The 24,550-nt window shown below is 74.6% G+C and carries 24 protein-coding genes; 13 read left to right on the top strand and 11 right to left on the bottom strand.

Translation table 11 applies throughout. The features are described 5' to 3' along the window. The first annotated feature begins 228 nt into the window (after positions 1–228). The gene (locus JHAT_RS07645) at positions 229–2,508 is read left to right on the top strand and encodes a catalase (protein WP_077797269.1); all 2,280 of its coding nucleotides are present in this window, start codon (positions 229–231) and stop codon (positions 2,506–2,508) included. A 54-nt stretch (positions 2,509–2,562) separates the two neighbouring features. Here JHAT_RS07645 and JHAT_RS07640 read toward each other — a convergent pair whose 3' ends face one another. Together JHAT_RS07640 and JHAT_RS07635 are read right to left on the bottom strand one after the other, a co-directional pair. Then, positions 2,563–3,444: a YegS/Rv2252/BmrU family lipid kinase gene (locus tag JHAT_RS07640; protein WP_077797268.1), complete on the bottom strand. Its 882-nt coding sequence runs from the start codon at positions 3,442–3,444 to the stop codon at positions 2,563–2,565. Between the two features lie 112 nt (positions 3,445–3,556). Further along, on the bottom strand, positions 3,557–5,152 hold the full coding sequence (locus JHAT_RS07635) for an FAD-binding oxidoreductase (protein WP_171990790.1): 1,596 nt from the start codon (positions 5,150–5,152) through the stop codon (positions 3,557–3,559). A gap of 71 nt (positions 5,153–5,223) precedes the next feature. Here JHAT_RS07635 and JHAT_RS07630 point away from each other — a divergent pair, with 71 nt between their 5' ends. Next, positions 5,224–5,841, top strand: a complete 618-nt coding sequence (locus tag JHAT_RS07630; protein WP_077797267.1) for a TetR/AcrR family transcriptional regulator — start codon at positions 5,224–5,226, stop codon at positions 5,839–5,841. Then, on the top strand, positions 5,838–7,421 hold the full coding sequence (locus JHAT_RS07625; protein WP_077797266.1) for a glycerol-3-phosphate dehydrogenase/oxidase: 1,584 nt from the start codon (positions 5,838–5,840) through the stop codon (positions 7,419–7,421). Before JHAT_RS07630 ends, JHAT_RS07625 begins: the two co-directional genes overlap by 4 nt. Before the next feature lie 202 nt (positions 7,422–7,623). Here JHAT_RS07625 and JHAT_RS07620 read toward each other — a convergent pair whose 3' ends face one another. Next, positions 7,624–7,902, bottom strand: coding sequence for a hypothetical protein (locus JHAT_RS07620; RefSeq protein ID WP_171990792.1), 279 nt, complete (start codon positions 7,900–7,902; stop codon positions 7,624–7,626). A 163-nt stretch (positions 7,903–8,065) separates the two neighbouring features. On the opposite strand from JHAT_RS07620, the gene JHAT_RS07615 reads away from it, so the two are divergent. Beyond that, complete coding sequence (locus JHAT_RS07615) at positions 8,066–8,431, top strand: STAS domain-containing protein (RefSeq protein ID WP_077797264.1); 366 nt, start codon at positions 8,066–8,068, stop codon at positions 8,429–8,431. A gap of 46 nt (positions 8,432–8,477) precedes the next feature. Here JHAT_RS07615 and JHAT_RS07610 read toward each other — a convergent pair whose 3' ends face one another. Further along, the gene (locus tag JHAT_RS07610; RefSeq protein WP_253195434.1) at positions 8,478–8,855 is read right to left on the bottom strand and encodes an ATP-binding protein; all 378 of its coding nucleotides are present in this window, start codon (positions 8,853–8,855) and stop codon (positions 8,478–8,480) included. Positions 8,856–9,194: 339 nt separating this feature from the next. Between JHAT_RS07610 and JHAT_RS07605 the strand changes: the two genes are divergently transcribed. Beyond that, entirely contained in the window at positions 9,195–11,930 is a 2,736-nt protein-coding gene (locus tag JHAT_RS07605; RefSeq protein WP_077797262.1) for a SpoIIE family protein phosphatase/ATP-binding protein, read from the top strand. 42 nt (positions 11,931–11,972) lie between these two features. Then, positions 11,973–12,812, top strand: a complete 840-nt coding sequence (locus JHAT_RS07600; RefSeq protein WP_077797261.1) for a chitosanase — start codon at positions 11,973–11,975, stop codon at positions 12,810–12,812. An 85-nt stretch (positions 12,813–12,897) separates the two neighbouring features. Here the strand turns inward: JHAT_RS07600 and JHAT_RS07595 are convergent, their stop codons facing one another. Beyond that, positions 12,898–13,071, bottom strand: coding sequence for a CsbD family protein (locus JHAT_RS07595; protein WP_052841170.1), 174 nt, complete (start codon positions 13,069–13,071; stop codon positions 12,898–12,900). Between the two features lie 176 nt (positions 13,072–13,247). Between JHAT_RS07595 and JHAT_RS33780 the strand changes: the two genes are divergently transcribed. Beyond that, entirely contained in the window at positions 13,248–13,394 is a 147-nt protein-coding gene (locus JHAT_RS33780; RefSeq protein ID WP_107481856.1) for a hypothetical protein, read from the top strand. Between the two features lie 10 nt (positions 13,395–13,404). Here JHAT_RS33780 and JHAT_RS07590 read toward each other — a convergent pair whose 3' ends face one another. Then, a complete protein-coding gene (locus JHAT_RS07590) occupies positions 13,405–14,871 on the bottom strand; it encodes an MFS transporter (RefSeq protein ID WP_077797260.1) in 1,467 nt (488 codons plus the stop codon). Positions 14,872–15,091: 220 nt separating this feature from the next. On the opposite strand from JHAT_RS07590, the gene JHAT_RS07585 reads away from it, so the two are divergent. Beyond that, the gene (locus tag JHAT_RS07585) at positions 15,092–16,456 is read left to right on the top strand and encodes an FAD-dependent oxidoreductase (RefSeq protein ID WP_077797259.1); all 1,365 of its coding nucleotides are present in this window, start codon (positions 15,092–15,094) and stop codon (positions 16,454–16,456) included. Between the two features lie 81 nt (positions 16,457–16,537). Here the strand turns inward: JHAT_RS07585 and JHAT_RS07580 are convergent, their stop codons facing one another. Genes JHAT_RS07580 through JHAT_RS07565 form a run of 4 tightly spaced genes read right to left on the bottom strand, consistent with a single transcriptional unit; the run spans position 16,538 to position 18,706 of the window. Continuing rightward, positions 16,538–16,912 carry a hypothetical protein gene (locus JHAT_RS07580; RefSeq protein ID WP_077797258.1) on the bottom strand — a complete coding sequence of 125 codons (375 nt, stop codon included), beginning with the start codon at positions 16,910–16,912 and terminating at the stop codon, positions 16,538–16,540. A gap of 44 nt (positions 16,913–16,956) precedes the next feature. Next, positions 16,957–17,487 (bottom strand): roadblock/LC7 domain-containing protein, encoded by a 531-nt coding sequence (locus JHAT_RS07575; protein WP_077797257.1) that lies wholly within the window; start codon positions 17,485–17,487, stop codon positions 16,957–16,959. A 38-nt stretch (positions 17,488–17,525) separates the two neighbouring features. Further along, positions 17,526–18,311: a hypothetical protein gene (locus JHAT_RS07570; RefSeq protein WP_077797256.1), complete on the bottom strand. Its 786-nt coding sequence runs from the start codon at positions 18,309–18,311 to the stop codon at positions 17,526–17,528. Beyond that, positions 18,308–18,706 carry a hypothetical protein gene (locus JHAT_RS07565; protein ID WP_077797255.1) on the bottom strand — a complete coding sequence of 133 codons (399 nt, stop codon included), beginning with the start codon at positions 18,704–18,706 and terminating at the stop codon, positions 18,308–18,310. The genes JHAT_RS07570 and JHAT_RS07565 overlap by 4 nt, the downstream gene beginning before the upstream one ends. Positions 18,707–19,074: 368 nt before the next feature. Here JHAT_RS07565 and JHAT_RS07560 point away from each other — a divergent pair, with 368 nt between their 5' ends. After that, complete coding sequence (locus JHAT_RS07560) at positions 19,075–20,154, top strand: YihY/virulence factor BrkB family protein (RefSeq protein WP_253195433.1); 1,080 nt, start codon at positions 19,075–19,077, stop codon at positions 20,152–20,154. A gap of 38 nt (positions 20,155–20,192) precedes the next feature. Further along, the gene (locus JHAT_RS07555) at positions 20,193–20,528 is read left to right on the top strand and encodes a hypothetical protein (protein ID WP_077797253.1); all 336 of its coding nucleotides are present in this window, start codon (positions 20,193–20,195) and stop codon (positions 20,526–20,528) included. 46 nt (positions 20,529–20,574) lie between these two features. Here the strand turns inward: JHAT_RS07555 and JHAT_RS07550 are convergent, their stop codons facing one another. Next, positions 20,575–21,369: an SDR family NAD(P)-dependent oxidoreductase gene (locus JHAT_RS07550; protein WP_077797252.1), complete on the bottom strand. Its 795-nt coding sequence runs from the start codon at positions 21,367–21,369 to the stop codon at positions 20,575–20,577. A gap of 194 nt (positions 21,370–21,563) precedes the next feature. Here JHAT_RS07550 and JHAT_RS07545 point away from each other — a divergent pair, with 194 nt between their 5' ends. The 3 genes from JHAT_RS07545 to JHAT_RS07535 all read left to right on the top strand — a co-directional run bounded on the left by JHAT_RS07545 (position 21,564) and on the right by JHAT_RS07535 (position 24,536). After that, positions 21,564–22,778, top strand: a complete 1,215-nt coding sequence (locus JHAT_RS07545; RefSeq protein WP_077797251.1) for a hypothetical protein — start codon at positions 21,564–21,566, stop codon at positions 22,776–22,778. Between the two features lie 202 nt (positions 22,779–22,980). Then, positions 22,981–23,547: a (2Fe-2S)-binding protein gene (locus tag JHAT_RS07540; RefSeq protein ID WP_077797250.1), complete on the top strand. Its 567-nt coding sequence runs from the start codon at positions 22,981–22,983 to the stop codon at positions 23,545–23,547. Then, entirely contained in the window at positions 23,544–24,536 is a 993-nt protein-coding gene (locus tag JHAT_RS07535; protein ID WP_077797249.1) for a xanthine dehydrogenase family protein subunit M, read from the top strand. Before JHAT_RS07540 ends, JHAT_RS07535 begins: the two co-directional genes overlap by 4 nt. Positions 24,537–24,550: the final 14 nt, after the last annotated feature.

The following is a 24,550-nucleotide window of genomic DNA, read 5'->3' as shown; positions in this document are numbered from 1 at the left end:
ACGCTGGTACGGCCACCGGCGAGAAGGAGTCCCGGGCACGAGGCGTCGCGCGCCGTGCTCGGGGCGCCTGGTCGTGTCCGTCCTGTGCGCCGCCCCGGTGGGGTCCACCGCCGTCGCGCATGCCTCGAGTCGCGGTGACTGGGTACGCGGTCACGGCCCACCACTGCGGTCGGTACCCGAGGACGGCCGGTCGCGTGCAGCGACCCGCGCAGAACGGAGACAAGGCTGATGAGCGAGGCCAACCCCCTCAAGCGAGTAGCCCACCAGGTCACCGGTGCCCTGCGGGGAGAGGACGGTGGACCGGCGGACGGGGTGCCCGGCAAGCCCGGCCCCGAGTCGCCGCCGGTCGCCGAACCCACCACTCCCCGCGACCCGCTGCCCCCGAAGCCGGACCAGAGCGGCCCGGACACGGTGTCGCCGACCGGGCAGCCGACCGGTGCCGACCAGGCCCGGGTCGCCCAGTCCGGGAGTTACCTGACGAACGCGCAGGGCACGCGGTTGTACGACACGGACCACTCGCTGAAGGCCGGGCCGCGCGGGCCGGTGCTGCTGCAGGACCACCACCTGCGCGAGAAGATCATGCACTTCGACCACGAGCGCATCCCGGAACGCGTGGTCCACGCCCGGGGCGCGGGCGCGCACGGCGTGTTCCGGAGCTACGGCACCGCGGCCTCGGTGACGAAGGCGGGATTCCTCGCCGCGGACGTGGAGACGCCGGTGTTCACGCGGTTCTCCACGGTGGTCGGCTCCCGGGGCTCCGCGGACACCGTGCGCGACACCCGGGGTTTCGCGACGAAGTTCTACACCAGCGAGGGCGTCTTCGACCTGGTCGGCAACAACATCCCGGTCTTCTTCATCCAGGACGCCGTCAAGTTCCCGGACGTCGTGCACGCGGCGAAGCCGCACCCGGACCGGGAGATCCCGCAGGCGCAGAGCGCGCACGACACGTTCTGGGACTTCGTGTCGCTGCACACCGAGGCGACGCACCACACCATCTTCTTCATGGGCGACCGCGGCATCCCGCGCTCCTACCGGATGATGGAGGGCTTCGGCGTCCACACCTTCCGGCTGGTCGACGAGGCCGGTGGGACGACGCTGGCGAAGTTCCACTGGAAGCCCAAGCTGGGGGTGCACTCCCTGGTGTGGGACGAGGCGCAGATCATCAACGGCGTCGACCCGGACTTCCACCGCCGGGACCTCGCCGACGCGATCGAGGCGGGCGCGTACCCGCAGTGGGAGCTGGGCATCCAGACGTTCCCGGACACCCCGGAGCAGACCTTCGAGGGCATCGACCTGCTGGACCCGACGAACCTCGTGCCGGAGGAGCTGGCGCCGGTGCAGCCGGTGGGCCTGCTGACGCTGAACCGCAACCCGTCCAACTTCTTCGCGGAGACGGAGCAGGTCGCCTTCCACGTCGGCCACCTGGTGCCGGGCATCGACGTCACCGACGACCCGCTGCTGGCCGGGCGGCTGTTCTCCTACCTGGACACGCAGATCACGCGCCTGGGCGGCCCCAACTTCCCGCAGCTGCCGATCAACCGGCCGCACGCGCCGGTCAACGACATGCTGCGGGACGGGATGCACCAGACGGCGGTGCACCGGGGTGTCGCGCCCTACCGACCCAACTCCCTGGACGGCGGCTGCCCGTTCACCGCGGGCGCGGACACGGGCGCGTACGTCGAGGCACCGGTCGGGATCCCGGCGGCGTCGAAGGTCCGGGAGGCGCCGGAGTCGTTCGCGGACCACTTCAGCCAGCCGCGCCGGTTCTGGCTGAGCATGAGCCCGGTGGAGCGCGAGCACATCATCGGCGCCTACACCTTCGAACTGGGCAAGTGCTACGAGCAGTCCATCAGGGAGCGGACGCTGCAGGTGCTGGCCAACATCGACCCCGAGCTGTGCGCGGGCGTCGCCGAGGGCCTCGGCCTGTCCGCCCCCGCGCCCACCGTGCCGCTGGCCGACGTCGAGCCGAGCCCGGCGCTGTCCCAGGTCGGCGGGACCTGGCCGGTCGAGGGCCGCGTCGTCGGCATCGTGACCAGCGGCGCCGACCTGGAGGGCGTGACGGCCGTGCGGGAGGCGGTGCTGAACGCCGGGATGGTGCCGCTCGTGGTGGCGCCGACCGGCGGCACCCTCGGCTCGGGCGAGGAGGCCGTGACGGTGCAGCGCAGCTATCTCACCGCGCGCTCCGTGGAGTTCGACGCCGTGCTGGTGGCGGGGACGCCCGCGATGGGCGGCGACGCGTACACGCCGCGGGACTACAAGGCGGCTCCGGCGCCCACGGGGCCGGGGACGATCGACCCGCGGGTGAGCCTGCTGCTGTCGGAGGCGTTCCGGCACGGCAAGGCGATCGGTGTCTGGGCGGGCGGCGGGGCCGCGCTCGACGCGTCGGGTGTGCCCGCCGACGCCCCCGGTGTGGTCGTCGCCGACTCCGGCACGGCGGCGCTGGAGCAGGTGACGCGGCTGCTGGGCTCGCACCGGGTGTGGGAACGGTTCACCACGCCCCGGGGCTGATCCGTACGGGCGCGGGGCCGGTCGCCGGTGTCGGCGGCCGGCCCCGCGGCGCGTTCAGCGCAGGACGCGCAGCGCCCCGGGAAGCACCCTGGCCGTCACGGGGACGACGGCCTCCACCTCGCCGTCGGCGCCGTAGGGTACGGGCCGGTCGGCCTCGATCCGGACCTCCTTGCCGCGCAGGACGTGCACCTGGGGGCGGTGGACGTGGGCGCCGGTGGCGAGTTCGTTCATGAGGGCGAAGAAGAGCCGGCGCGGCGCGTGGTGGATCGTCACGACCTCGAGCAGGCCGTCGTCGACCCGGGCGGCGGGGGCGACGAGGCGGTTCGAGCCGTAGTAGCCGGAGTTGGCGGCCACCACCGTGTAACCGGTGAAGGCGTGTTCCCGTCCGTCGACGGTGACCCGGTAGCGGGCCGGGCGCCAGGTGGTGATGGCGCGCAGGGCCCCCACGTAGTAGGAGGCGGTGCCGCGCAGCAGGCGCGCGTGGTTGGCGTGGCGGTTGGCGAGCGCGTCGACGCCGGCGTAGAGGCTGCCGAGCACGACGGTGCGGTCGTGGACGGCGGAGGTGACCTCGATGGTGTCGACGGGGCGCGGCTCGCCGCGCAGCAGCAGCTCGGCGAGGGCTCCGGGGTCGGTGGGCAGGCCCAGGGCGCGGGCGAAGTCGTTGCCGCGGCCGGCCGGGACGAGGCCCAGCACGGCGCCGGTGCCGCTGAGGGCGCCGCCGATGCCGCCGGCCATGCCGTCCCCGCCGACGGCGAGCACCACCCGGCCCCGCTGTCCGGCCTCGCGGGCGAGTTCGCGGGCGTGGGCGAGGCTGCGGCTGTACTCGGTCTCCAGTCCGGCGCCCGCCTCCCGCAGCAGCCGGGCCACCCCGAGCAGCGCGGCGGCCGAGGTGGCGCCGCCCGCGGTGGGGTTGACGACGGCGGTGAACTGTCGCATCGATGTGCCTCCGGGCTGACGGGTGGTGCCGGACTGTTGTCTCACGGGACGGCCGGTGACCGGCCGGCGGGGGCCTGTCGTTCGGGCGACGAGGCCACTTTCGCAACAGGCCCTAGTCGCCGGGCAGGAGGACGCCCGGGTTGAGCAGCCCGGCCGGGTCCAGCGTCCGCTTGACGGCGCGCAGCGCCTCGATGCCGAGGGGGCCCGCCTCCCTCAGGTACCAGTCGCGGTGGTCGGTGCCGACCGCGTGGTGGTGGGTGATGGTGCCGCCGGCGGCGAGGATCGCCTCGTTGGCGGCGTGCTTGGCCCGTGTCCAGTGGGCCACGGCGTCGTCGCCCTGGGCGGAGACGACGGTGAAGTACAGGGAGGCGCCGTTCTCGTAGACGTGCGAGATGTGGCACATGACCAGCGGCGGGGTGCCGGCCTCGGTGAGCGTCGCGGTGAGCGCGTCGCGGACGGCCGTGTACAGCCCGGGGATCCGGGACCAGTAGGCCGCCGTCTCCAGGGTCTCGGCGAGCGCCCCGGCGTCCAGCAGGGAGTCGCGCAGGTAGGGCGCGGAGTACCGGCCGTGCGCCCACCGTTCCCCCGGTTCGTCGCCGGCGAACGTGCCGCCGCACCCGGCGAGCACGGCCGCCGCCTCCTCGCGGCGGTGCGCGGTGTCCCGCTCGGTGCCCTCGAAGCCGGCGATCGCGAGGCATCCGGCGTTCGTCCCGGCGAGGGAGGTGCCGATGGCGTCGGGCTGGGCCAGGCCGATCAGGGTCTCCGTCTCGTCGGACAGCCGCAGCACCGTCGGGCGCGGTCCGTCCTGGGCGAGCCGGCGCAGGGCGGCGGCGCCCTCGTCGAAGGAGGCGAAGCGCCAGCCCTCGTAGCGGCGGACGTCCGGCACCGGCCGGATCCGCACGGTCACGGAGGTGATGACGCCGAACGCGCCCTCCGAGCCCAGCACGAGCTGGCGCAGGTCGGGTCCGGCCGCCGAGCGCGGGGCGCGGCCCGTGTCGAGGGTGCCCTCGGGGGTGGCGAGGGTCAGGCCCAGCACCATGTCGTCGAAGCGTCCGTACCCGGCGGACGCCTGGCCGCTGGAGCGGGTCGCGGCGAAGCCGCCGAGGGTGGCCCACTCGTAGGACTGGGGGAAGTGGCCGAGCGTGTAGCCGTGTTCCGCGAGCAGGGCCTCGGCCTCGGGGGCGCGCAGGCCGGGTTGCAGGGTGGCGGTGCGGGAGACCGGGTCGAGGTCGAGCAGGCGGTTCAGGTGCCGCAGGTCGAGGGCGACGAAGGGGCCCGGCCGGGCGGGGGCGAGGCCGCCGACGACGGAGGTGCCGCCGCCGAAGGGGACGAGCGCCAGGCCGTTGTCGGCGCAGGTGCGCAGGACGGCGAGCACCTGCTCGTGGCTGTCGGGCAGGACGACGGCGGCCGGGGTGTCGCGGACGTCTCCGCTGCGCATGCGCAGCAGGTCGGGCGTGGACTTGCCGCGGGTGTGCCGGACGCGCGACTCGGCGTCGGTGCGCACGCGGTCGGCCCGGTCGCCGACGGCGGCGAGCAGCGCCCGGCGGGCCGGCTCGTCCAGGACGTCGGGCAGGTCGATCTCCGCCAGGCGGACGGGCGCGGCGCCGTTCTCCTCCACGCCGAGCAGATCGCGCAGCAGCCCCGTCACGGTGTCGGGCAGCGGCGTCGCCCGGGCCGGGTCGCCCCAGCCGTTCCACAGCATGTCCATCGCCTGTCGTCCTCACCGGTCGTCGCGGGGGATGCCGCCCGCGCGGCCCCACTGGCGTTACACTGTTACACATGACGCCTAATCGTCACAACCATGCGAGCCGGCCGAACTCCTCGGACAACGACACGGTGCTCGACGCCGTACGCGACTGTGTCCTGGCCGTCGGCGTCCGCCGCACGACCATGACCGACGTGGCCCGCCGCGCCGGGGTCTCCCGGATGACGCTCTACCGGCGGTGGCCGGACGTGCGGTCCCTGGTCGGCGATCTGATGACCAGGGAGTGGATCGCCGTCGCCACGGGGGCCGTCCCCGCGCCCCGGCCCGGTCTGGAGACCCGTACGCGCGTCGTCGAGGGGATGGTGACGGGGGTGGAGGCGTTCCGCGCCCACCCGCTCTTCCGCAAGATCGTCGACGTCGACCCCGAACTGCTGCTGCCCTACGTCCTGGACCGGCGCGGGGCGAGCCAGGAGGCCCTCCTGGAGCTGCTGGCCGCCGTACTGCGGGAGGGGCACGCCGACGGCTCGGTGCGCGCGGCGCCCCCCGAGCGGCAGGCGCGGTCCGTGCTGCTGGTCGTGCAGTCCTACGCCCTGTCCCTGCGGACCATGACCGACGAGGACGACCCCGACCTGACCGCCGCGGCCTTCCTCGCGGAGCTGCGGTCCATCCTCGAGAGGACCCTCGCCCCATGAGCCCCACCAGCAGCCCCGCCGCCGGCGCCTCCCTGTCCGCCGCCCGGCGCTCGCGAGAACTGGCCGAGGTCGTCGGCGGCCCGGTGGTCGACGTCCTGGTCGTCGGCCTCGGCGCGACCGGCGCCGGCGCCGCCCTGGACGCCGCGGCCCGGGGTCTGGGCGTCGTCGCCGTGGACGCCCACGACCTGGCCTTCGGCACCTCCCGGTGGAGCTCGAAGCTCATCCACGGCGGCCTGCGCTACCTCGCCTCCGCCCAGCTGGACGTCGCGCACGAGAGCGCGGTGGAGCGGGGCGTGCTGATGGAGCGCACCGCCCCGCACCTGGTGCGCGCCCAGCCGTTCGTGCTGCCGCTGACGCCCCTGGTCTCCCGCTCGCAGGCCACGCTGGCCCGGGCGGGCTTCCGGGCCGGCGACACGCTGCGGCTGGCGGCGCGCACGGCCCGGGCGACGCTTCCCGCGCCGCGCCGGCTGTCCGCCGTGGAGACCCGCCACCTCGCCCCGGCGCTGCGCCCCGCCGGACTGCGCGGCGGCCTGTTGTCCTGGGACGGCCGGCTCACCGACGACGCCCGGCTGGTGACCGCCCTGGCCCGCACCGCCGCCGCGCACGGCGCCCGGATCCTGACCCGGGTGCGGGCACTGGAGCTCACCGCGTCCGGCGCCCGGATCCGCGACGAGGTCACCGGCGAGACGGGCGAGATCCGCGCCCGCGCGGTGGTCAACGCCTCCGGGGTGTGGGCCGGCGGCCTCGTGGACGGCATCCGGATCCGGCCCTCCCGCGGCACCCACCTGGTGCTGCGCTCGGACCGCCTCGGCCCGCTGCCCGCGGGACTGCACGTCCCGGTCCCCGGGGAGACCAACCGCTTCGTCCTCGTCCTGCCCCAGGAGGACGGCCGGGTCTACGTGGGGCTGACCGACGAGCCCGTGGACGGCCCGGTCCCGGACGTCCCCGAGGCGCCGGAGACCGACATCGGCTTCCTGCTCGACGTGCTCGGCTCGGTCCTGGACGTGCCCGTGCACCGCGAGGACGTGATCGGCGCCTTCGCGGGCCTGCGTCCCCTGCTGGACACCACCCCGCGGGACCGGCCCGGCGCCGGGCCCCGGACCGCGGACGTCTCCCGCCGGCACGCCGTGCTCACCTCGCCGGAGGGCGTGGTCACCGTCGTCGGCGGCAAGCTCACCACGTACCGGCGCATGGCCGAGGACGCCGTGGACGCCGCCGTCACCGCCCACGGCCTCGCCGCCGGACCCTGCGCCACCGCCGCGCTGCCGCTGGTCGGCGCCGCCGCGCCGCACGTCCTCGCCGCGCTGCGGGCACCGCGCCGCCTGGTGCGGCTCTACGGCACGGAGGCACCGGCCGTGCAGGCCCTGGCCGACCGGGACCCCCGGCTCGGGGAGCGCGTGCTGCCCGGCCATCCCGTCACCGGGGCGGAGCTGGTGTGGGCGCTGCGTCACGAGGGAGCGCTCGACGAGGCCGACCTGCTCGACCGGCGCACCCGCATCGGGCTGGTGCCCGCGGACCGGGCCGCGGCGCTGGCCGCCGTGCGCGACCTCGTCGGCGAGACCGCGGACCGGCGGGGCTGAGCGGGCCGCGGGCCCGAGGACTCCCCCGCCCGAGCGGCACGCCCGTCCCGGACCCGGGTCATGGACGCGGACCCCGGGCACGGACGCGGACCCCGGGCACGGGCCCGGACCCCAAATACGGACACTGGCCCCAGGCACGGACGCGGGCGGCCGCGGGGCGTGTGGCCGCCCGTGTCCGTGCCGAGGCGGGCGACAGGCCGCGTCAGGTTCCCGGCCGCCCGTCCTGGACGGCCTCGCGGACCTCCGCCTCGAGCTTGTTCCGGGGCTGTCCCTCCTCCTTGACGTACTCCGTCATCGCGGTCTGCGCGTCCCGGTCCAGGTCGCGCCATGCCCGTACGGCGGTCTCGTACGTGTGCGACTGCCGTCGGGTCCACTGTTGCTGCGTAGGAGGCCCGTACGAGTCGCGCAGCTCCTCGACCCGGTGGTGTGCCTGGTCCGCCGCGCGGCGCTTCTGCACGAGCTCCTCGAATGTGTGAGCCACCACATCTCGACGGTAGTCAGAGGACGGCCATCGCGCGCGTCGAGCCGCCGGACCGGCCCGGGCCCCCTTCTCCGGTCTGCGCAAATGGCCCACACGGGCCCCGAAGAGCCTTAACATCAAGGCCACCGACGACGGCCGGGCATATGCGAGAGGTGAGGGAAGCGTGGCGGACATCGAGGGAGCGGCAGTACCCGAGCGGCTGCTGATCACCCGTACCACCACGGGCGGCGACGTCAGTGTCGTCACCCTCGCCGGAGAGGTCGACCTCGACGGCAGTGATCAGCTCCGCGACGTCCTGCTGTCCTGCGTGCAGACGGCGCCGGGCACGGTGGTCGACCTCTCGGAGGTCGCCTTCCTGGACTCCAGCGGCATCAACGTGCTGATATCCACCCACCAGGCCGCCGAGACCCGCGGCGTCTTCTTCCGGCTCGCCGCGCCCCAGCAGGCCGTCCTGCGCGTCCTGCAACTCGTCGGGGTCGACATGCTCATCGCCTGCTACCCCACCGTCGAGCAGGCCCTGGCCGGCTGAGGGCCGCGCGCCCGGGCCTTCGGCACGGGCCGCCGGCGCGGGCGGGTCACCGCAGGGGCAGACGCGCGAAGACGGTCTTGCCGGTCGCGTGCGGCCTGGTGATGACCTCGCCGCACAGGCGCGTCACGATCTCCAGGCCGTGGCGGCCGACGCGCAGGGGATCGCTCGGCAGGAACGTGGGGAAGCCCTCCCCCGTGTCCCGCACCGCGATCTCCACGCCGTCCCCCACCAGCGTCAGCACCAGCCGGCACGGGCCGGGCGCGTGCCGGACCGCGTTCGTCACCAGTTCGCTGACGACCAGGCGGGCGGTGTCCAGGAAGGTGTCGGCCGTCTTCACGCCGGCCTCGCCGAGCCGCGCGACGAAACCCTGGACGACGTCGCGGGCGGCGGGGATCACCGCCGATCCGCCCCTGAACTCCACCACGGCGGACACGGCAGGGGCGTCCGCGGCGTCGGGTCCGTGCGCCGGAGTCATAGAGAGCCTCACCGTCCGGTCCGGGGCCCAGGAGTGGAAGCGAAGGCCCGCGTCGATCCACGATACGCACCGAACCGGTGCCACCCCTTCCTTTGCCCGACTTCCGCCGGACGGCACCCTTTTCCGGGCGGACCGTGGTCCGTGGCGGACCGAGGAGCGGTTCGACGACCTGACCGGCCGCCCGGCCGGCCGCGGGAGTCCCGGTGGGTGCGGGGCCACCGCCGTCCCTCCGGATGCCCCTCGCCTCCGGCGGCCCGGCAGTGTAGACATGGGCACATGGTCCGACTGATGGGTCGATCGGGAGAGCGGTCACCCCGTCGTCCCATCGGTTCGCTCGCCCGGCAGCGAGACGCGGACCGGTCACGGCGGGCAGCGGCGGCGGGGCGGCGGGGCCGGTTCCTGGCGCTGCGGTCGGCGCTGTCCGGGCGCAGTGTCGCCGGACAGGTCTTCGTCCTGAACGTGGTCATCGTGCTGCTGCTCGTGGTGGTGGCGGCGGTCTCGCTCGTGCTCCAGGTGCAGCACGACAGCACGGTGGAGGCGCGTAACCGGTCGGTCGCCGTGGCCGCGACGTTCGCGAACTCCCCCGGCATCCAGGAGGCGCTGCGCAGCCCCGATCCCACGGCGGTGCTCCAGCCCCGGGCCGAGGCGACGCGCAAGGCGACGGGCGTGGACTTCGTCGTCGTCATGGACACCGACGGGATCCGCTACACCCATCCCAAGCCCGACCGCATCGGCAAGGAGTTCGTGGGGAACATCGCCCCCGCGCTGGCCGGGCAGACCGTGACCGAGGAGATCGACGGCACCATAGGGCGACTGGTCCAGGCCGTGGTGCCGGTCGAGGCACCGGGCGGAGAGGTCGTCGGCCTGGTCTCGGCCGGCATCACCACGGAGAACGTGGGCGGCGTCGCCGACCGGCAGCTGCCGATGGTGCTGATCGCCGCGGGCGTCGGTCTCGCCCTGGCGACGGCGGGCACGGCGCTGGTCAGCCGGCGGCTGCTGCGGCAGACGCACGGCCTGGGCCCGCACGAGATGACCCGGATGTACGAACACCACGACGCGGTCCTGCACTCCGTCCGGGAGGGCGTGCTCATCGTCGGCGGGGAGGGCAGGCTGCTGCTCGCGAACGACGAGGCGCACCGCCTGCTCGACCTGCCCGCGGACGCCGAGGGCCGGCACGTCCTGGACCTCGGCCTGCCCGCCGACACGGCACGGCTGCTGGACTCCGGGCGGGTCGCCACGGACGAGGTGCACCTGGTCAAGGACCGGCTGCTGGCGATCAACCTGCGGCCCACGGACGAGCGGGGCGGCCCGCCCGGCAGCGTCGCCACCCTGCGCGACTCCACGGAACTGCGGGCCCTGTCCGGCCGCGCCGAGACCGCCCGGGAACGGCTGGACCTGCTGTACGACGCCGGGGTGGGCATCGGCACCGGCCTGGACGTCACCCGGACCGCCGAGGAGCTGACGGAGCTGGTCGCCCCCCGGTTCGCGGACTACGCCACCGTCGACCTGTTCGACGCGGTGCTGAGCGGCGGCCGGCCGGAGGCGGTGACCCCGCTGCGCCGCACCGCGCTCGGCGGCGGCGAGGACGTACCGCTCTACCCGGTGGGACGGCAGATCCGCTTCGTGGCCTCGTCCCCGCAGGGCCGGGCCCTGACCACCGGCCGCCCGGTCCTGGAACCGGACCTCCGGCACGCCCCGGGGTGGCACGCGCAGGACCCCGACCGCGCCGCCCGGGTGCTGGACCACGGCATCCACTCGCTGATCACCGTGCCCCTGCGCGCGGGCGCCCTGGTGCTCGGACTGGTCAGCTTCTGGCGCTGCCGGCGGCCCGCGCCGTTCGACGGGGACGACCTGGCCCTCGCCGAGGAGCTGGTCGCGCGCGCCGCGGTCTCCATCGACAACGCGCGCCGCTACACGCGCGAGCACGGCATGGCGGTGACGCTCCAGCGGAGCCTGCTGCCCCGCAGGATGCCCGAGCAGAACGCCCTGGAGGTCGCCCACCGTTACCTGCCCGCGCAGGCGGGGGTGGGCGGGGACTGGTTCGACGTGCTGCCGCTCTCCGGCGCCCGGGTCGCGCTCGTGGTGGGCGACGTCGTCGGCCACGGCCTGCACGCCGCGGCCACCATGGGCCGACTGCGTACGGCGGTGCACAACTTCTCCACGCTGGACCTGCCGCCCGACGAGCTGCTCACCCTCCTGGACGAGCTGGTCGCCCGCATCGACCAGGACGAGGCCGCCGAGGACGACAGCGCCCCGGTCACCGGCGCGACCTGCCTCTACGCGATCTACGACCCGGTCGCCGGCACCTGTGTGATCGCCCGGGCCGGTCATCCGCCGCCCGCCCTGGTACACCCGGACGGCGGCGTGGAGTTCCCCGAGGTGCCCGCCGGTCCCCCGCTGGGCCTGGGCGGTCTGCCGTTCGAGACCACCGAGCTGCGCCTGGCGGAGGGCAGCCGGCTCGTGCTGTACACCGACGGGCTCGTGGAGGACCGGGAGCACGACATCGACGTCGGTCTCGAACAGCTGCGCAGGGCGCTGGAGGTGGCGGGCGAGTCGCCGGAGGACACCTGCCGGACCGTCCTCGACGCCCGGCTCCCGGACCGGCCGGGCGACGACATCGCCCTGCTCGTGGCGCGGACCCGCGTGCTGGGTCCGGACCGGGTCGCCGAGTGGCGGGTGCCGAACGACCCGGCCGCGGTCGGCGAGGTGCGTGCGCAGGTCACGCGACGGCTGGCGGAGTGGGGGCTGGACGAGCTGGTGTTCACGACGGAGCTGATCCTGAGCGAGCTGGTCACCAACGCGATCCGGTACGGCGGTGAGACCGTCCACGTGCGGGTGCTGCGCGACCGCAGCCTGATCTGCGAGGTGTTCGACAGCAGCAGTACCTCGCCGCACCTGCGCTACGCGGCGATGACCGACGAGGGCGGGCGCGGTCTGTTCCTCGTGGCGCAGCTCGCCGAGCGGTGGGGCACCCGCTACACACCGGACGGCAAGGTCATCTGGGCGGAGCAGCCGGTGCCCTGACGGGGCCGGCGCCGTCCGTCGTTCCGAACACCGGGAGAGTCCGTGAACCACCCGTCCCCCGATCCGGCGCGCCCCCGGGGTGTCCTGCGTCGTGCCCTGCTCGCCCTGACCTCCGCGTCGCCGGTGACGGCGTTCTCCCCGCCGCGGCCGTCGCGCGGGGCGTCCGGGCGCCCCGCGGGGCTCGGCGACCCGGCGAAGAAGGAGATCGCCATGCGCCTGGTGTCGAGCGCCGAGAACTCCTCGCTCGACTGGAGGGCCCAGTACGCGTACGTCGAGGACATCGGTGACGGCCGCGGGTACACCGCGGGCGTCATCGGCTTCTGCTCCGGCACCGGCGACCTGCTCGACCTGGTGGAGCTCTACACCGACCGCAGGCCGGGCAACGCGCTCGCCCGGTACCTGCCCGCGCTGCGCGCGGTGAACGGCACCGACTCGCACGCGGGTCTGGACCCGGACTTCCCCGGGGACTGGCGCCGGGCGGCCCGCGACCGGGAGTTCCGCCGGGCGCAGGACGACGAACGCGACCGCGTGTACTTCGGCCCGGCCGTCCGGCGGGCCTCGGAGGACGGGTTGCGGACGCTCGGCCAGTTCGCGTACTACGACGCGATCGTGATGCACGGCGGCGGTGACGACAGCGCCGGCTTCCCCGCGATCCGCGAGCGGGCCCTGCGCCACGCCCGGCCCCCGGCCCTCGGCGGCGACGAGACGGCCTACCTGCACGCCTTCCTCGACGCGCGGGTGCGGGCGATGCGGCAGGAGGCGGCGCACAGCGACACCAGCCGGGTCGACACGGCACAGCGCGTCTTCCTGGGCGCGGGCAACCTCGACCTCGATCCGCCGCTGCACTGGCGGGTGTACGGCGACAGCTACCGCATCGACTGATCCCGCCGGGCATCGCGACGGGCCGCGGAAGGGGCCGTACGCCCTCTTCCGCGGCCCGCGTGGTGCCGCTTCGCCGCTGCCGGTGTCAGTGCCGGAACGCGTCCTTGCCCTTCTCCTTGGCCTGGCGTGCGTCACCCTTCGACTGCTCGGCGCGGCCCTCGGCCGTCATCCTCTCGTTGCCGACGGCACGCCCCGCCGCCTCCTTCGCCTTCCCCTTGGCCTGTTCCATCTTGGCCTTGGACTTCTGGTTGCCGGCCACGACTGTTCTCCTCACGGCGTCGGGTTGCGATGTGCTGTCCTGCGGGTCGCCCGTCCCGACGGTGTCAAACCCGGCGGCTCGGAACCGGGACGGCTCCCCGGGGTGATCGGTGGATCACCGGGTACAAGGACGGCGTACAGGCAACGACACGGCAGAGCCGTCGACCGGAGGACGTCATGGCCGGAATGCTGGACCGGATCAAGCAGTTCGCACGCAGCCCGCAGGGCCGCCGGGCGGCGGAGCAGGTGCGCCGTGCCGCCGCGGACCCCCGTCGCCGCGCGCAGGCGCAGGAGATGCTGCGGAAGTTCGGCAAGCGTCGCTGAGCCCGGTCCCTCAGCCCCGCTCCGCGTGGGTGTGCCGGTGGGACGCCTCGGGCGGGCGGCGGCCGCGGCCGTCGCGGTCCCGGCGCCGGTCGAGGACGGCGACGGCCAGCGCGCACAGCATGGCGGCGACACCGGAGCCGACCGACAGGGCCATGGCCTCGTGGTAGTCGCGGTGGGTGGCCTCGAGCGTCAGGTAGAACAGTCCCGGCAGCGCGGCGGTGCCCACGGCGGCGCCGAGCCGCTGTCCCGTCTGCAGGGCGCCGCCGGCGGCGCCCGCCATCCGCACCGGCACGTCCCGCAGCGTCATCGTGATGTTCGGGGAGATCACACAGCCGCTGCCGAGCCCGCCCACCAGCAGGGCCGGCGCCGCGAACCAGGCGGCGTGGCCGGAGGGGGCGAGCCACAGCACCAGCGCGGTCGTGCCGAGCCCCGCCATGACGGCGGCGAGGCCCCAGACGGTCAGCAGCCGGCCCAGCCGCTCCACCAGCCGGCCCGCGACGGCCGCCGCGGCGGCGGAGCCCACGGCGAACGGGGTCACCGCCAGGCCGGACATGAGGGGCGAGAAGCCCAGTCCGTTCTGGAAGAAGAGCGCGAACACGAGCCACACGCCGCTGAACCCGACGAAGTACAGGGCGCCCAGGCCCGCGCCGGCGGCGTAACCGCGGGTCTCGGTGAGCAGCGCCGGGTCCAGCAGCGGCGCCCCGCCACGGCGGGCGACGCGGCGCTCCCACCGTGCGAACGCGAGCAGGATCAGCAGCCCCGCCGGGAACAGCCACCACGTACGGCGCACCCCGCCCGCCTCGGCGAGCACCAGCGGCAGCATCACGGCGAGGATCCCGGCGCCCAGGAGCGCGACGCCCACCGGGTCCAGGCGGCCCCGGACGCCGGGAGCGACCCGCGGCAGCAGGCGCAGGCCGAGCAGGAACGCGAGCACGCCGACGGGCACGTTGACGTAGAAGATCCACCGCCAGCCCTGCGGGCCGGCCAGCGCGAGGATCGCGCCGCCGACGACCGGTCCCACCGCGCTGGAGACACCCACCGTGGCGCCGAAGAGGCCGAACGCCCGTCCGCGTTCCGCACCCCGGAAGAGCTGCTGGATCAGCGCCGAGTTCTGCGGCGCGAGGCTGCCCGCGGCGACTCCCTGGGCGAGCCGGGCGGCCACCAGCAGTCCGATGCCGGGTGCGGCTCCCGCCGCGGCGCTGAACACCACGAAGGCGGCGAGGGCGGCGAGGAAGACGCGGCGCCTGCCGAACGCGTCGCCGATCCGGCCGGCCGTGACCAGGCTCAGGGCGAACGTGAGGGCGTAGCCGGAGACGACCCACTGCACGGACGCCGCGGAGGCGTGCAGTTCCCGCTGCAGGGACGGCAGGGCGACGGCGACGATCGTCACGTCCAGCAGGCTCATGAAACCGGCGACCAGGGTCACCCACAGGGCCCGCCACCGGTTCGGTTCCGGGCGGTCGTCCGGACGGTGCACGGGCGCTCCCCTCACGCGGTGGACGAGGCACGTGATTCGCCGCGCCCCACGCCTGCGTCACCCGTGGCCGCGGATTCAAACCCGGATCACAAAGCCGGACCATGGGATCCCATAAGTCGTCCTTATGTGCTCATAGACCGGACCCGCGTACCGACTTAGGCTTGCCTCAGCTTAGGCTTCCCCGAGAGTCGATCTGTCACCGCTCGAAGGGAACCTGAACATGCCCCGCCCTCTGCGGGTAGCCATCGTCGGATCCGGCCCGGCCGGGATCTACGCCGCCGACGCCCTGCTCAAGTCCGAAGTGGCCGCCGAACCCGGCGTGTCCATCGACATCTTCGAGCGCATGCCCGCCCCGTTCGGGCTCATCCGCTACGGCGTCGCCCCCGACCACCCGCGGATCAAGGGCATCATCACCGCCCTGCACCAGGTGCTCGACAAGCCGCAGATCCGTCTCTTCGGCAATGTGGACTACCCCACCGACATCAGCCTGGACGACCTGCGCACGTTCTACGACGGTGTGATCTTCGCCACGGGCGCCACGGCCGACCGGGCGCTGCCCATATCCGGCATCGACCTCGACGGCTCCTACGGCGCCGCCGACTTCGTGTCCTGGTACGACGGCCACCCGGACGTGCCGCGCACCTGGCCCCTGGAGGCGGAGAAGGTCGCCGTCCTCGGTGTCGGCAACGTGGCCCTCGACGTGGCCCGCATCCTCGCCAAGACCGCCGACGAGCTGCTGCCGACCGAGATCCCGCCGAACGTCTACGAGGGCCTGAAGGCCAACAAGGCCCTGGAGATCCACGTCTTCGGCCGCCGCGGCCCGGCACAGGCGAAGTTCAGCCCGATGGAGCTGCGGGAGCTGGACCACTCCCCGAACATCGAGGTCATCGTCGACCCCGAGGACATCGACTACGACGACGGCTCGATCGCGACCCGGCGCGGCAACAAGCAGGCCGACATGGTCGCCAAGACCCTGGAGAACTGGGCGATCCGCGACGTCGGCGACCGGCCGCACAAGCTGTTCCTGCACTTCTTCGAGTCTCCCACCGAGATCCTCGGCGAGGACGGCAAGGTCGTCGGTCTGCGCACCGAGCGCACCGCGCTGGACGGCACCGGCAACGTCAAGGGCACCGGCGAGTTCAAGGACTGGGACGTCCAGGCGGTCTACCGGGCCGTCGGCTACCTGTCCGACCGGCTCCCCAAGCTGCCCTGGGACCTCGACTCGGGCACGGTCCCGGACGAGGGCGGGCGCGTCGTCCAGGAGTCCGGCGAGCACCTGCAGTCGACGTACGTCACCGGCTGGATCCGGCGCGGTCCGGTCGGCCTGATCGGTCACACCAAGGGCGACGCCAACGAGACGGTGTCCAACCTGCTGGACGACTACGCGAACGGCCGGCTGCACACGCCCGCCGCGCCCGGCCCGGAGGCCGTGGACGCCTTCCTCGCCGAGCGCGACGTCCGCTTCACCACGTGGGAGGGCTGGTACCGGCTCGACGCCGCGGAGAAGGCGCTGGGCGAGCCGCAGGGCCGCGAGCGCGTGAAGCTCGTCGAGCGCGAGGACATGCTCCGCGAGAGCGGCGCCTGAGCCTCGGACGACGCCCGGGCGCGGCCCGGCGGGATGTCCCGCCGGGCCGCGCCCGCGTCCGTGCCGTCGTGCCGGAGGGTGTCAGACCTCCAGTTCGCCCTCGATCCGGCGCAGCTGGTGGCGGGCCATCGCCAGGTTGGCGCGGCCTGCGTCGAGCACCAGGTAGAGGAAGAGCCCGTTGCCGCCGCGGCCCTTGAGCAGGCGGATCAGGTGGTACTGGCTGTTCAGGGTGATCAGGATGTCCTCGATCTCCTCCTTCAGGCCGAGCAGTTCCATCGTGCGCAGCTTGGCCCGCACGACGTCGGTGTTGCCGGCGGCGGCGACCTCCAGGTTGAAGTCCTTGGTCCCGCCCAGCGTGCCGAGGGCCATGCCGCTGGTGTAGTCGACCAGCGCCGCGGCGGTCGCTCCGTCGATGGAGCTCAGGCATTCCTTGAGCGAGGTCTCCAGGTTGGCCATGGGGTTGTCCTTCCGTACGTGATCGGTGGTCACCTGACGGTGGGTCAGATGGGCCGGCTGTGGCCGCCGGCCTGGGGACGCGGTGGGTGTGCGGGCCGTTGCGGGGTGCGCACCGGCAGGGTGCCGATCGGCCGTGCCGGGTCGGCGGGCGCCGTCGTGGCGCGCTCGCCCGCGGCCGGGCGGTCGCCGGCGCGTTCGTGGTCGAGATGGGCGCCGACCAGTTCCCCGATGCGGGCACCGCTGCGCCGGCCCTCCAGGTGCAGCCGGCCCACGTTGACGCGGCCGTCGGCGAGCAGGGTGAGCACGGCGGCCGGACCGGCGGCGTAGGTGGCGACGTAGCCGTCGGCCCCGCGCAGGAGCAGTTCGCGGAAGCCGCCGCGCGCGGTGGCCTCGGCGGTGCGGTGCGCGACGCCGAGGGCGGCCGCGGTGAGCGCGGCCAGGCCCTCGGGCTCGGTGCCCGGCGCGTCGTGGGCCAGGACGAGGCCGTCCACGGTGGCCGCGAGCGACCCGGTCAGCTGGGGCACGCGGTTGCGCAGTCGGTGGAGTTCGTCCAGCACGTCGCTCTCGACGGCCATGAGCAGTCTCCTTTCGTCGCGCCGGCGGCGCGCGCGGATCACAGGGCCTCCAGGGCGTCTCGGAGCCGTCGCAGCAGTGCCGTGTCCGGGTCGTCCCACGTGCCCGGGTACGCCTCCCGGCCCGCGGCGGCCGGCGCCGACGTGCCCGGGGCGGCGGTGACGAGCCCGTCGGCGGCCAGGCGGCGCAGTTCGACGAGGGTGTGGTACGTGCGGCAGGCGAGGGACGCGGCGATGTCCGCGGCGGTGCGCGCGCCGTCGACCTGGGCCAGGGTCCGGCCGCGCCGGGCCGGCAGGTCGCCGGTGTCGGCGCCGGGCACACGGGTGAGCGGCACGACGTCGATGTCGGGGTCCGGCCAGATGCGCTCCAGCAGGGCGCGACGGCGTCCGGACTCGCGGACGACGGTGTCCACGGGTACGGACCGCACCGCGCCGAGCCAGTGCAGCGCGTCGGGCCGGAAGCGGTGCGGGCGCGTGTCGTGGGCGAGGACGAAGTACGCGGCGTCGAAGAGCGCGCCCAGGTGGCAGACCTCCAGGGCGCCGGCGGCGAGCCGGCCGTCGGCCACCAGCCGGTTCCCGACCCGGTGGTGGATCCCGCCCCGGTCGACCGCCTCCCACCAGCCGTCCGCCGGGACGGCGCCGCTGCGGGTGAGCAGCGCGCCGAGGTCCGGGGTGAGGGCCGACTCCACGTGCACGACGCGGCCCTCCAGGAGGTAGACGACGCCGCGTTCGCCCGACAGGGCGCCGGTCGCGCCCTCGGCCGCCAGGGTGCCGAGCGCCCCGGACATCGTCCCGTGCGCGGCCCAGGCCGTCGTCGCCGTCGTCATCCGAGCACCAGGCGGTCCGCCATCTCGGCCAGCCGGATGCGGGCCAGGGCCAGGTTTCCGTCGTTGCGGTCCAGCCAGAGGTGGAGGAAGACGGTGCTGTCGAAGGGGGTGCTGACGAACCTGAGCAGGTGGTAGGAGTCCGCCGTGGTGACGATCAGGTCCTCGACCGGCGGTTCCTTCTCCGGCGCGGTGGCCGCGCCGGCCGGTGCGAGGGATCCGCTCTCCGCGACGTGCCGGGCGAGTTCGGCCGTCTCCGCGGCCGTCGCCTCCGGGTCGCCGCCCGGCGCGTCGCCCACCGCGCCGAGGGCGAGTCCGCTGATCCAGTCGACCAGCGAAGCGCCCCGTGCGCCGGGCAGCCGCATGGCTTCCAGCAGACTCTCGTCGATTCCGGGCACGCCGGATCCCCTCCCCCTGCACGGCTGTACCGCGAACGTGACGAAGAGACTACGGAAGGTGCGCGCATCCGGTGAGCGCTTTGGCATTTTCCAGAGGAACGTGCGCGCGGTGCGGCATACTGCGGCGTTTCGGCCGGGGAAGGGGGCGCGGACAGGCCCGCGCTCCGGTGCGGACGGTGGGCGGGGCCCGTCCGCGCGGACCGTGGTGCGGACGCCCGCGGCCCTCGGCCACGGGTGAACGGCGCCGCCTCGGGGTGCGGGCCGCGCACCCCGCGCGCCGGGCACGCACGGGCACGTACGGAGAGGGCCCGAGGGCGGGATCACGGGCGTGCAGGCGTGAGGACAGCGGGACGGGCTACCCGGTGACCATGGCCGAACAGCCCCCTTCCCACGACGGCAAGCACACAGGCAAGCTCACACCGGACACGGACCGCGCGGCGGGCGGCACGGCGCCCGAGGACTACGGTCCGGACGCCTCCACCGAGCGCGCCGCCCCCGACTCGCCCACCGAACTGCCCAGGCGCTCGTGGGGCGCGCTGCTGCGGCGCGTGGTGTCGGAGTTCAAGGACGACGAGCTCACCGACCGCGCCGCCGCCCTGACGTACTACGGGATCCTGGCACTGTTCCCGGCCCTGCTGGTGCTGGTGTCCCTGCTGGGGATCGCCGGGCAGTCCGTCACCGGGGAGGTGCTGGACAACATCCAGAAGCTCGCGCCCGGGTCGGCGCGCGACGTCATCACCGACGCCGTGGAGCAGTTGCAGGCCAAGGCGGGGCTGGGGTCCGTGCTGGCGGTCGTCGGCGTGCTCGGCGCCGTCTGGTCGGCGTCCGGTTACGTGGCCGCGTTCATCCGCGCGGCGAACGCCGTCTACGACGTGCCGGAGGGCAGGCCGGTGTGGAAGGTGCTGCCGCTGCGGGTGATCCTGACGGTCGTGCTGCTCGTGCTCGCCGTGGTCAGCGCGCTCATCGTCGTCTTCACCGGCAGCCTCGCCCGGCAGGCGGGCACCGCGCTCGGCGTGGGCGACACCGCGATGACGGTGTGGTCGATCGCCAAGTGGCCCGTGCTGGTGCTGCTCGTCACGATCATGATCGCGGTTCTGTACTGGGCCACTCCGAACGCCAAGGTGCGGGGCTTCAAGTGGGTCACCCCGGGCAGCATCGTCGCCCTGCTGATCTGGATGGTGGCCTCCGCCGGCTTCGCCTTCTACGTGGCGAACTTCGGCTCGTACAACAAGACGTACGGCACCCTGGCGGGCGTCATCGTCTTCCTGGTCTGGCTCTGGGTGACGAACCTGGCCATCCTGCTCGGTCTGGAGTTCGACGCCGAGATGGCCCGGCAGCGCGTCATCGACGGCGGCTACCCGCCCGACGAGGAACCGTACGTCGAGCCGCGCGACACCCGCGCCTGGGACGAGGCGGACCGGCGGCGGGCGGCGGACCCGGACGCGTGACGCCACATGGTCCGGCCCCGCACGGGTACGCGGAGGCCATGACCGACGGCAAGACCCCAGATCCCCAGGACAGGAACCGGACGGAGCGGAGTGAGGAGGAGCGCGCCGCGGCCCGCCCCTTCGACTACCCCTATCCGGAACGGCGCGCCGGTGTGCGCGCCACCCGGCACATCAGCCGTGAGGAGGCCGACGCCGACAGCGTGCCCGGCGTGCCGGGCGGCTACGGCACCACGGGCGGCGGACAGGCGGGCGGGCGGAGCACACCCCGCCGGCACGAGGACACCGCCGACGAGTCCGGCGTCACCGACATCGTCGGCGGACGCGAGCCCCGTGCCGACCGCCCGAACCGCAGCGGCGGCACCGACCGGGAGTAGCGCCCGCGGGCGCCGCTCCCGCCCGGCCCGCCTCCCGGGCTACGGGCTACGGGAGGATGGAGTCCACGTAGCCCCCGTCGACGCGGACCGCCGCGCCCGTCGTGGCGGACGCCTGGTCCGAGCTCAGGTAGACGACGAGGTTGGCGATCTCCTCGGGTTCGATCAGCCGCTGGAGCAGCGACTGCGGGCGGTGCTCGCGCATGAAGACGCGCTGCGCCTCCTCCCAGGGCAGGTCGCGGTCGACCAGCTGGTACACGAAGTCCTCGACGCCCTCGGTGCGGGTCGGACCGGCGATGACGGAGTTCACCGTGACGCCGCTGCCGGCCGCCTCCTTGGCGAAGCCGCGGCCCACCGCGAGCAGGGCCGTCTTGGACACCCCGTAGTGGATCATCTCCGCCGGGATCGCCACGGCCGAGTCGCTCGCGATGTACAGCACCCGGCCCCAGCCCCGTTCCCTCATCCGGGGGAGGTGGGCGCGCGTGAGCCTGACGCCCGCGAGGACGTTGATCTCGAAGTAGCGGCGCCACTCGTCGTCGCTGATCTCCAGCGCGGGTACGGCGCCGAAGATGCCGAGGTTGTTGACCAGGATGTCCACGTCGGGCAGCGTCCGGACGGCCCGGTCCGCGCCCTCTTCGGTGCCGAGGTCGGCGGCGACGGCCACGAACTCGCCGTCGGGCACGGCGGCCCTCAGCTCGCCGACGCTCTCCTCCAGCCGGGCGGCGTCACGTCCGTTGACGCCCACCGTGGCACCGGCCCGGGCCAGCTGGGCGGCGATCGCCGCTCCGATGCCCTGCGTGGAGCCGGTCACCAGCGCGGTCCGGCCGCCGAGGTCGAGGTTCATCGGGTCACTCCCTGTCGTACGTACGGTCTTCCGTCGTCCTCCCGCCAGCCTCGCCCACGACCCGCTTCCGGTCCCGGCGGACCGCGCCGGGCGCGGCGCGTGGCACGCCCGGACGGCGGACCCCGGGTGATCTCGGACGGCCCGCGGCGACGATACTGGCCTTCCGCCCGTACCCCCGCCTCACAGATGGACTCATGCCGACCTCTCCCACCGCCCGCCCCACGATCCCGCCCACGGTGTGGCCGGCTCGTGGCCGCCACGTCGGATCCGCCGCGGAGGACACCGTCCGGCGCACCCTGCGACGCCTCAAGGACGGCCACGTCCTCGACGACTTCCAGGAACTGCCCGACGACCCGGCCGGGGACGGCACGCCCGGTGCGCGGATCTTCGAAGCGCGCTGGAAGGCCGGCGGTGCCGTCACCGTGCGCGCCCGGCTGACGCTGGCGCCCCGCTCGTCGGGCGGACAGGAGTGGACCCTGCTCGCGGAGGCCGAGGACGCCTGGGATCCCGCCTGGCCGTCGCCCGCCACCATGTTCTGGCCCGAGGATCCCGACGTCACCTGGGACCGCGACGTCGCCACCGGCCTGCGGCTGCGCGGGATCAACACGCTGCCGGACGACGACAAGGCCGTACGGCGGCTGATCAAGGAGGCCGGGCGCGGCGCGTGGAACATCCACGTCGTCGTGCACGAGGCGATGACCCCCGACCACCGCGGGCGGGTGCCGCTGGCGGAGCGGCTGCCCGCGAGCCTGCGCCACCGCGTGGTCGAGCACCGCGCGGCACCGCAGCAGCTGCGGGTCGTGAACTGGGCCCTGGAGGACTTCGGCGTCCAGGTGCCGCGCGGCGGCGCGGTGATCCTGCCCGGCACTCCGGCCCCCGCCGACTACGACGCCCGGGAGTTCTCCGTCCGCAGCGTCTTCCTGGACGGCACCGAGCCCACCGATCTCATCGCGGCGGTGACGGCCTTCGCGGCGCTGCCCCGGCCGCTCGCGGACGGCGCCGAGGAGGCGCTCACGGCGCTGCGGGAGGACTGGCGGCTGCTGACCCTGGAGGAGGAACTGGCCCGCGAGCGCAAGCTGGTGGCCATGTACGCCGAGGCGCTGGAGGCCATGACGCAGTCCCGCGACCTGTACCGGGAGGCGGCCGAGCGCGCGGCCGAGGCGCTGGCCGCGTACCGGGAGTCCGCCGCCGCCCCCGCCCGGCCGTCGCCGTCCGTCTCCCCCGCCGTCTCGCCGCTGCGGCAGCTGAGCCGCACGCTGGAGCGGTTCAGGATCCCCGGCAGGGTGTCCCGGCCCGCGCCGGCCCCGGGCACCGGGGAGCCGGAGGGCACGAGCGAGCCGGGAGAGACGACCGGACCCGCCGGGGCACGCGAGCCGGGAGAGGCGGACAGGCCCGCGGCCGACGGCTGACGACGGCCCGGCCGAGGCGGTCGGGACGGGCGGGCTCCGGGTCGTGGAGGGCAAGCGGCCGGAGCGGGGCCGGGGGCCGGAGGGGGAAAGCGCCCCGGCGGCCTGCGGTGGCCCGGTGAGGGCGCCCCCATGTGTCAGGCGGCCCAGCCTGGATACGCGGTCTGCACAGCAGCACGGCCCGTCCCGGAAGGTCACCGACGCCATGGACAGCCAGCACCGGAACGCCTCCCCCGCCTCCCTCCCGCCCGAGTCGTCCCGCTCGGACACCACCCTGCGGGTCAACGGCAAACCCCACACCCTCTCCGTCGACCACCGCCGCGTCCTGCTGGACCTCCTGCGGGAGGACCTCGGGCTCACGGGCGCCAAGAAGGGCTGCGACCACGGCCAGTGCGGCGCCTGCACGGTCCTGGTGGACGGCCGGCGCGTCAACAGCTGCCTCCAACTGGCCGTCGCCCTGGACGGATGCGAGGTCACCACGGTCGAGGGCCTCGCCGGGAACGGCGAGGAACTGCACCCGCTGCAACGGACGTTCCTGGAGCGCGACGCCTTCCAGTGCGGTTACTGCACCCCCGGCCAGATCTGCTCCGCGATCGGCGCGCTCGCCGAGGCCGAGGCCGGTCACCCCTCCCACGTCACCGACCCGGCGGCACCCTCCGGCGAGCCCGTGCCGCTGGACCGGGACGAGATCCGGGAGCGGCTGAGCGGCAACCTGTGCCGGTGCGGGGCGTATCCGCGCATCGTCGACGCGGTCGAGGACGTGATCCCGTGAAGCCCTTCGCCTACGTACGGGCGGGCAGCGTCGAGGAGGCCACCGACGCGTTCGCCACCCACCCCGGCGCCCGCTACCTGGGCGGCGGCACCAACCTGGTCGACCTGATGAAGCTCGGCGTGGAGGCGCCCACCGCGCTCGTCGACGTCACGCGGCTGCCGCTGGATGCGGTGGAGGAGCTGCCCGACGGTTCGCTGCGCGTCGGCGCGATGGTGCGCAACAGCGACCTCGCCGCCCATTCCGCCGTCCGCGACCGCTGGCCCGCGCTGTCCCAGGCCCTGCTGTCGGGTGCCTCGGGGCAGCTGCGCAACGCCGCGACCACGGGCGGCAACCTGCTGCAGCGCACCCGCTGCCCCTACTTCCAGGACGTGACCAAGCCCTGCAACAAGCGCGAGCCCGGCACCGGCTGCGGCGCGCTGGAGGGGGTGCACCGCGACCACGCGGTGCTCGGGCACTCGGCGCTCTGCATCGCCACCCACCCCTCGGACATGGCGGTGGCGCTGGCCGCCCTCGACGCCCGCGTGGAGCTGTACGGCACCGAGGGCGCCCGGAGCGTGTCCGCCGCCGAGTTCCACCGGCTGCCCGGCGAGCACCCCGAGCGGGACACCGAGATCCGCCCCGGCGAGCTGATCACCGGCGTGGTTCTGCCCGCCGCGACGGCCGGGCTGCCGTCGGCCTACCGCAAGGCCCGGGACCGGGCGTCGTACGCCTTCGCGCTGGCCTCCGTGGCCGTCGTGCTGCACATGGAGAACGGTGTGGTGGACCGGGCCGGCATCGCGTTCGGCGCGCTCGCGCACCGGCCCTGGCGGGCCCGGCGGGCCGAGGAGGCGCTACTCGGCGCGGCGCCCACGACGGCCGCGTTCGAGCACGCCGTCGACCTGGAGCTGGAGGCGGCCGAGCCGCTGCGGGACAACGCCTACAAGGTGCCGCTGGCCCGTCGGCTCGCCCTGGACGTACTGGGCCGGCTGGCGCCGCCGGCCATCACCTGACACCGGCGTCCACG

The organism is Streptomyces sp. JHA26, from assembly GCF_002005565.1.
Lineage (GTDB): Bacteria > Actinomycetota > Actinomycetes > Streptomycetales > Streptomycetaceae > Streptomyces.
Note: the sequence above shows the minus strand (reverse complement) of the source record. Positions and strands in the feature narration are given on the sequence as shown.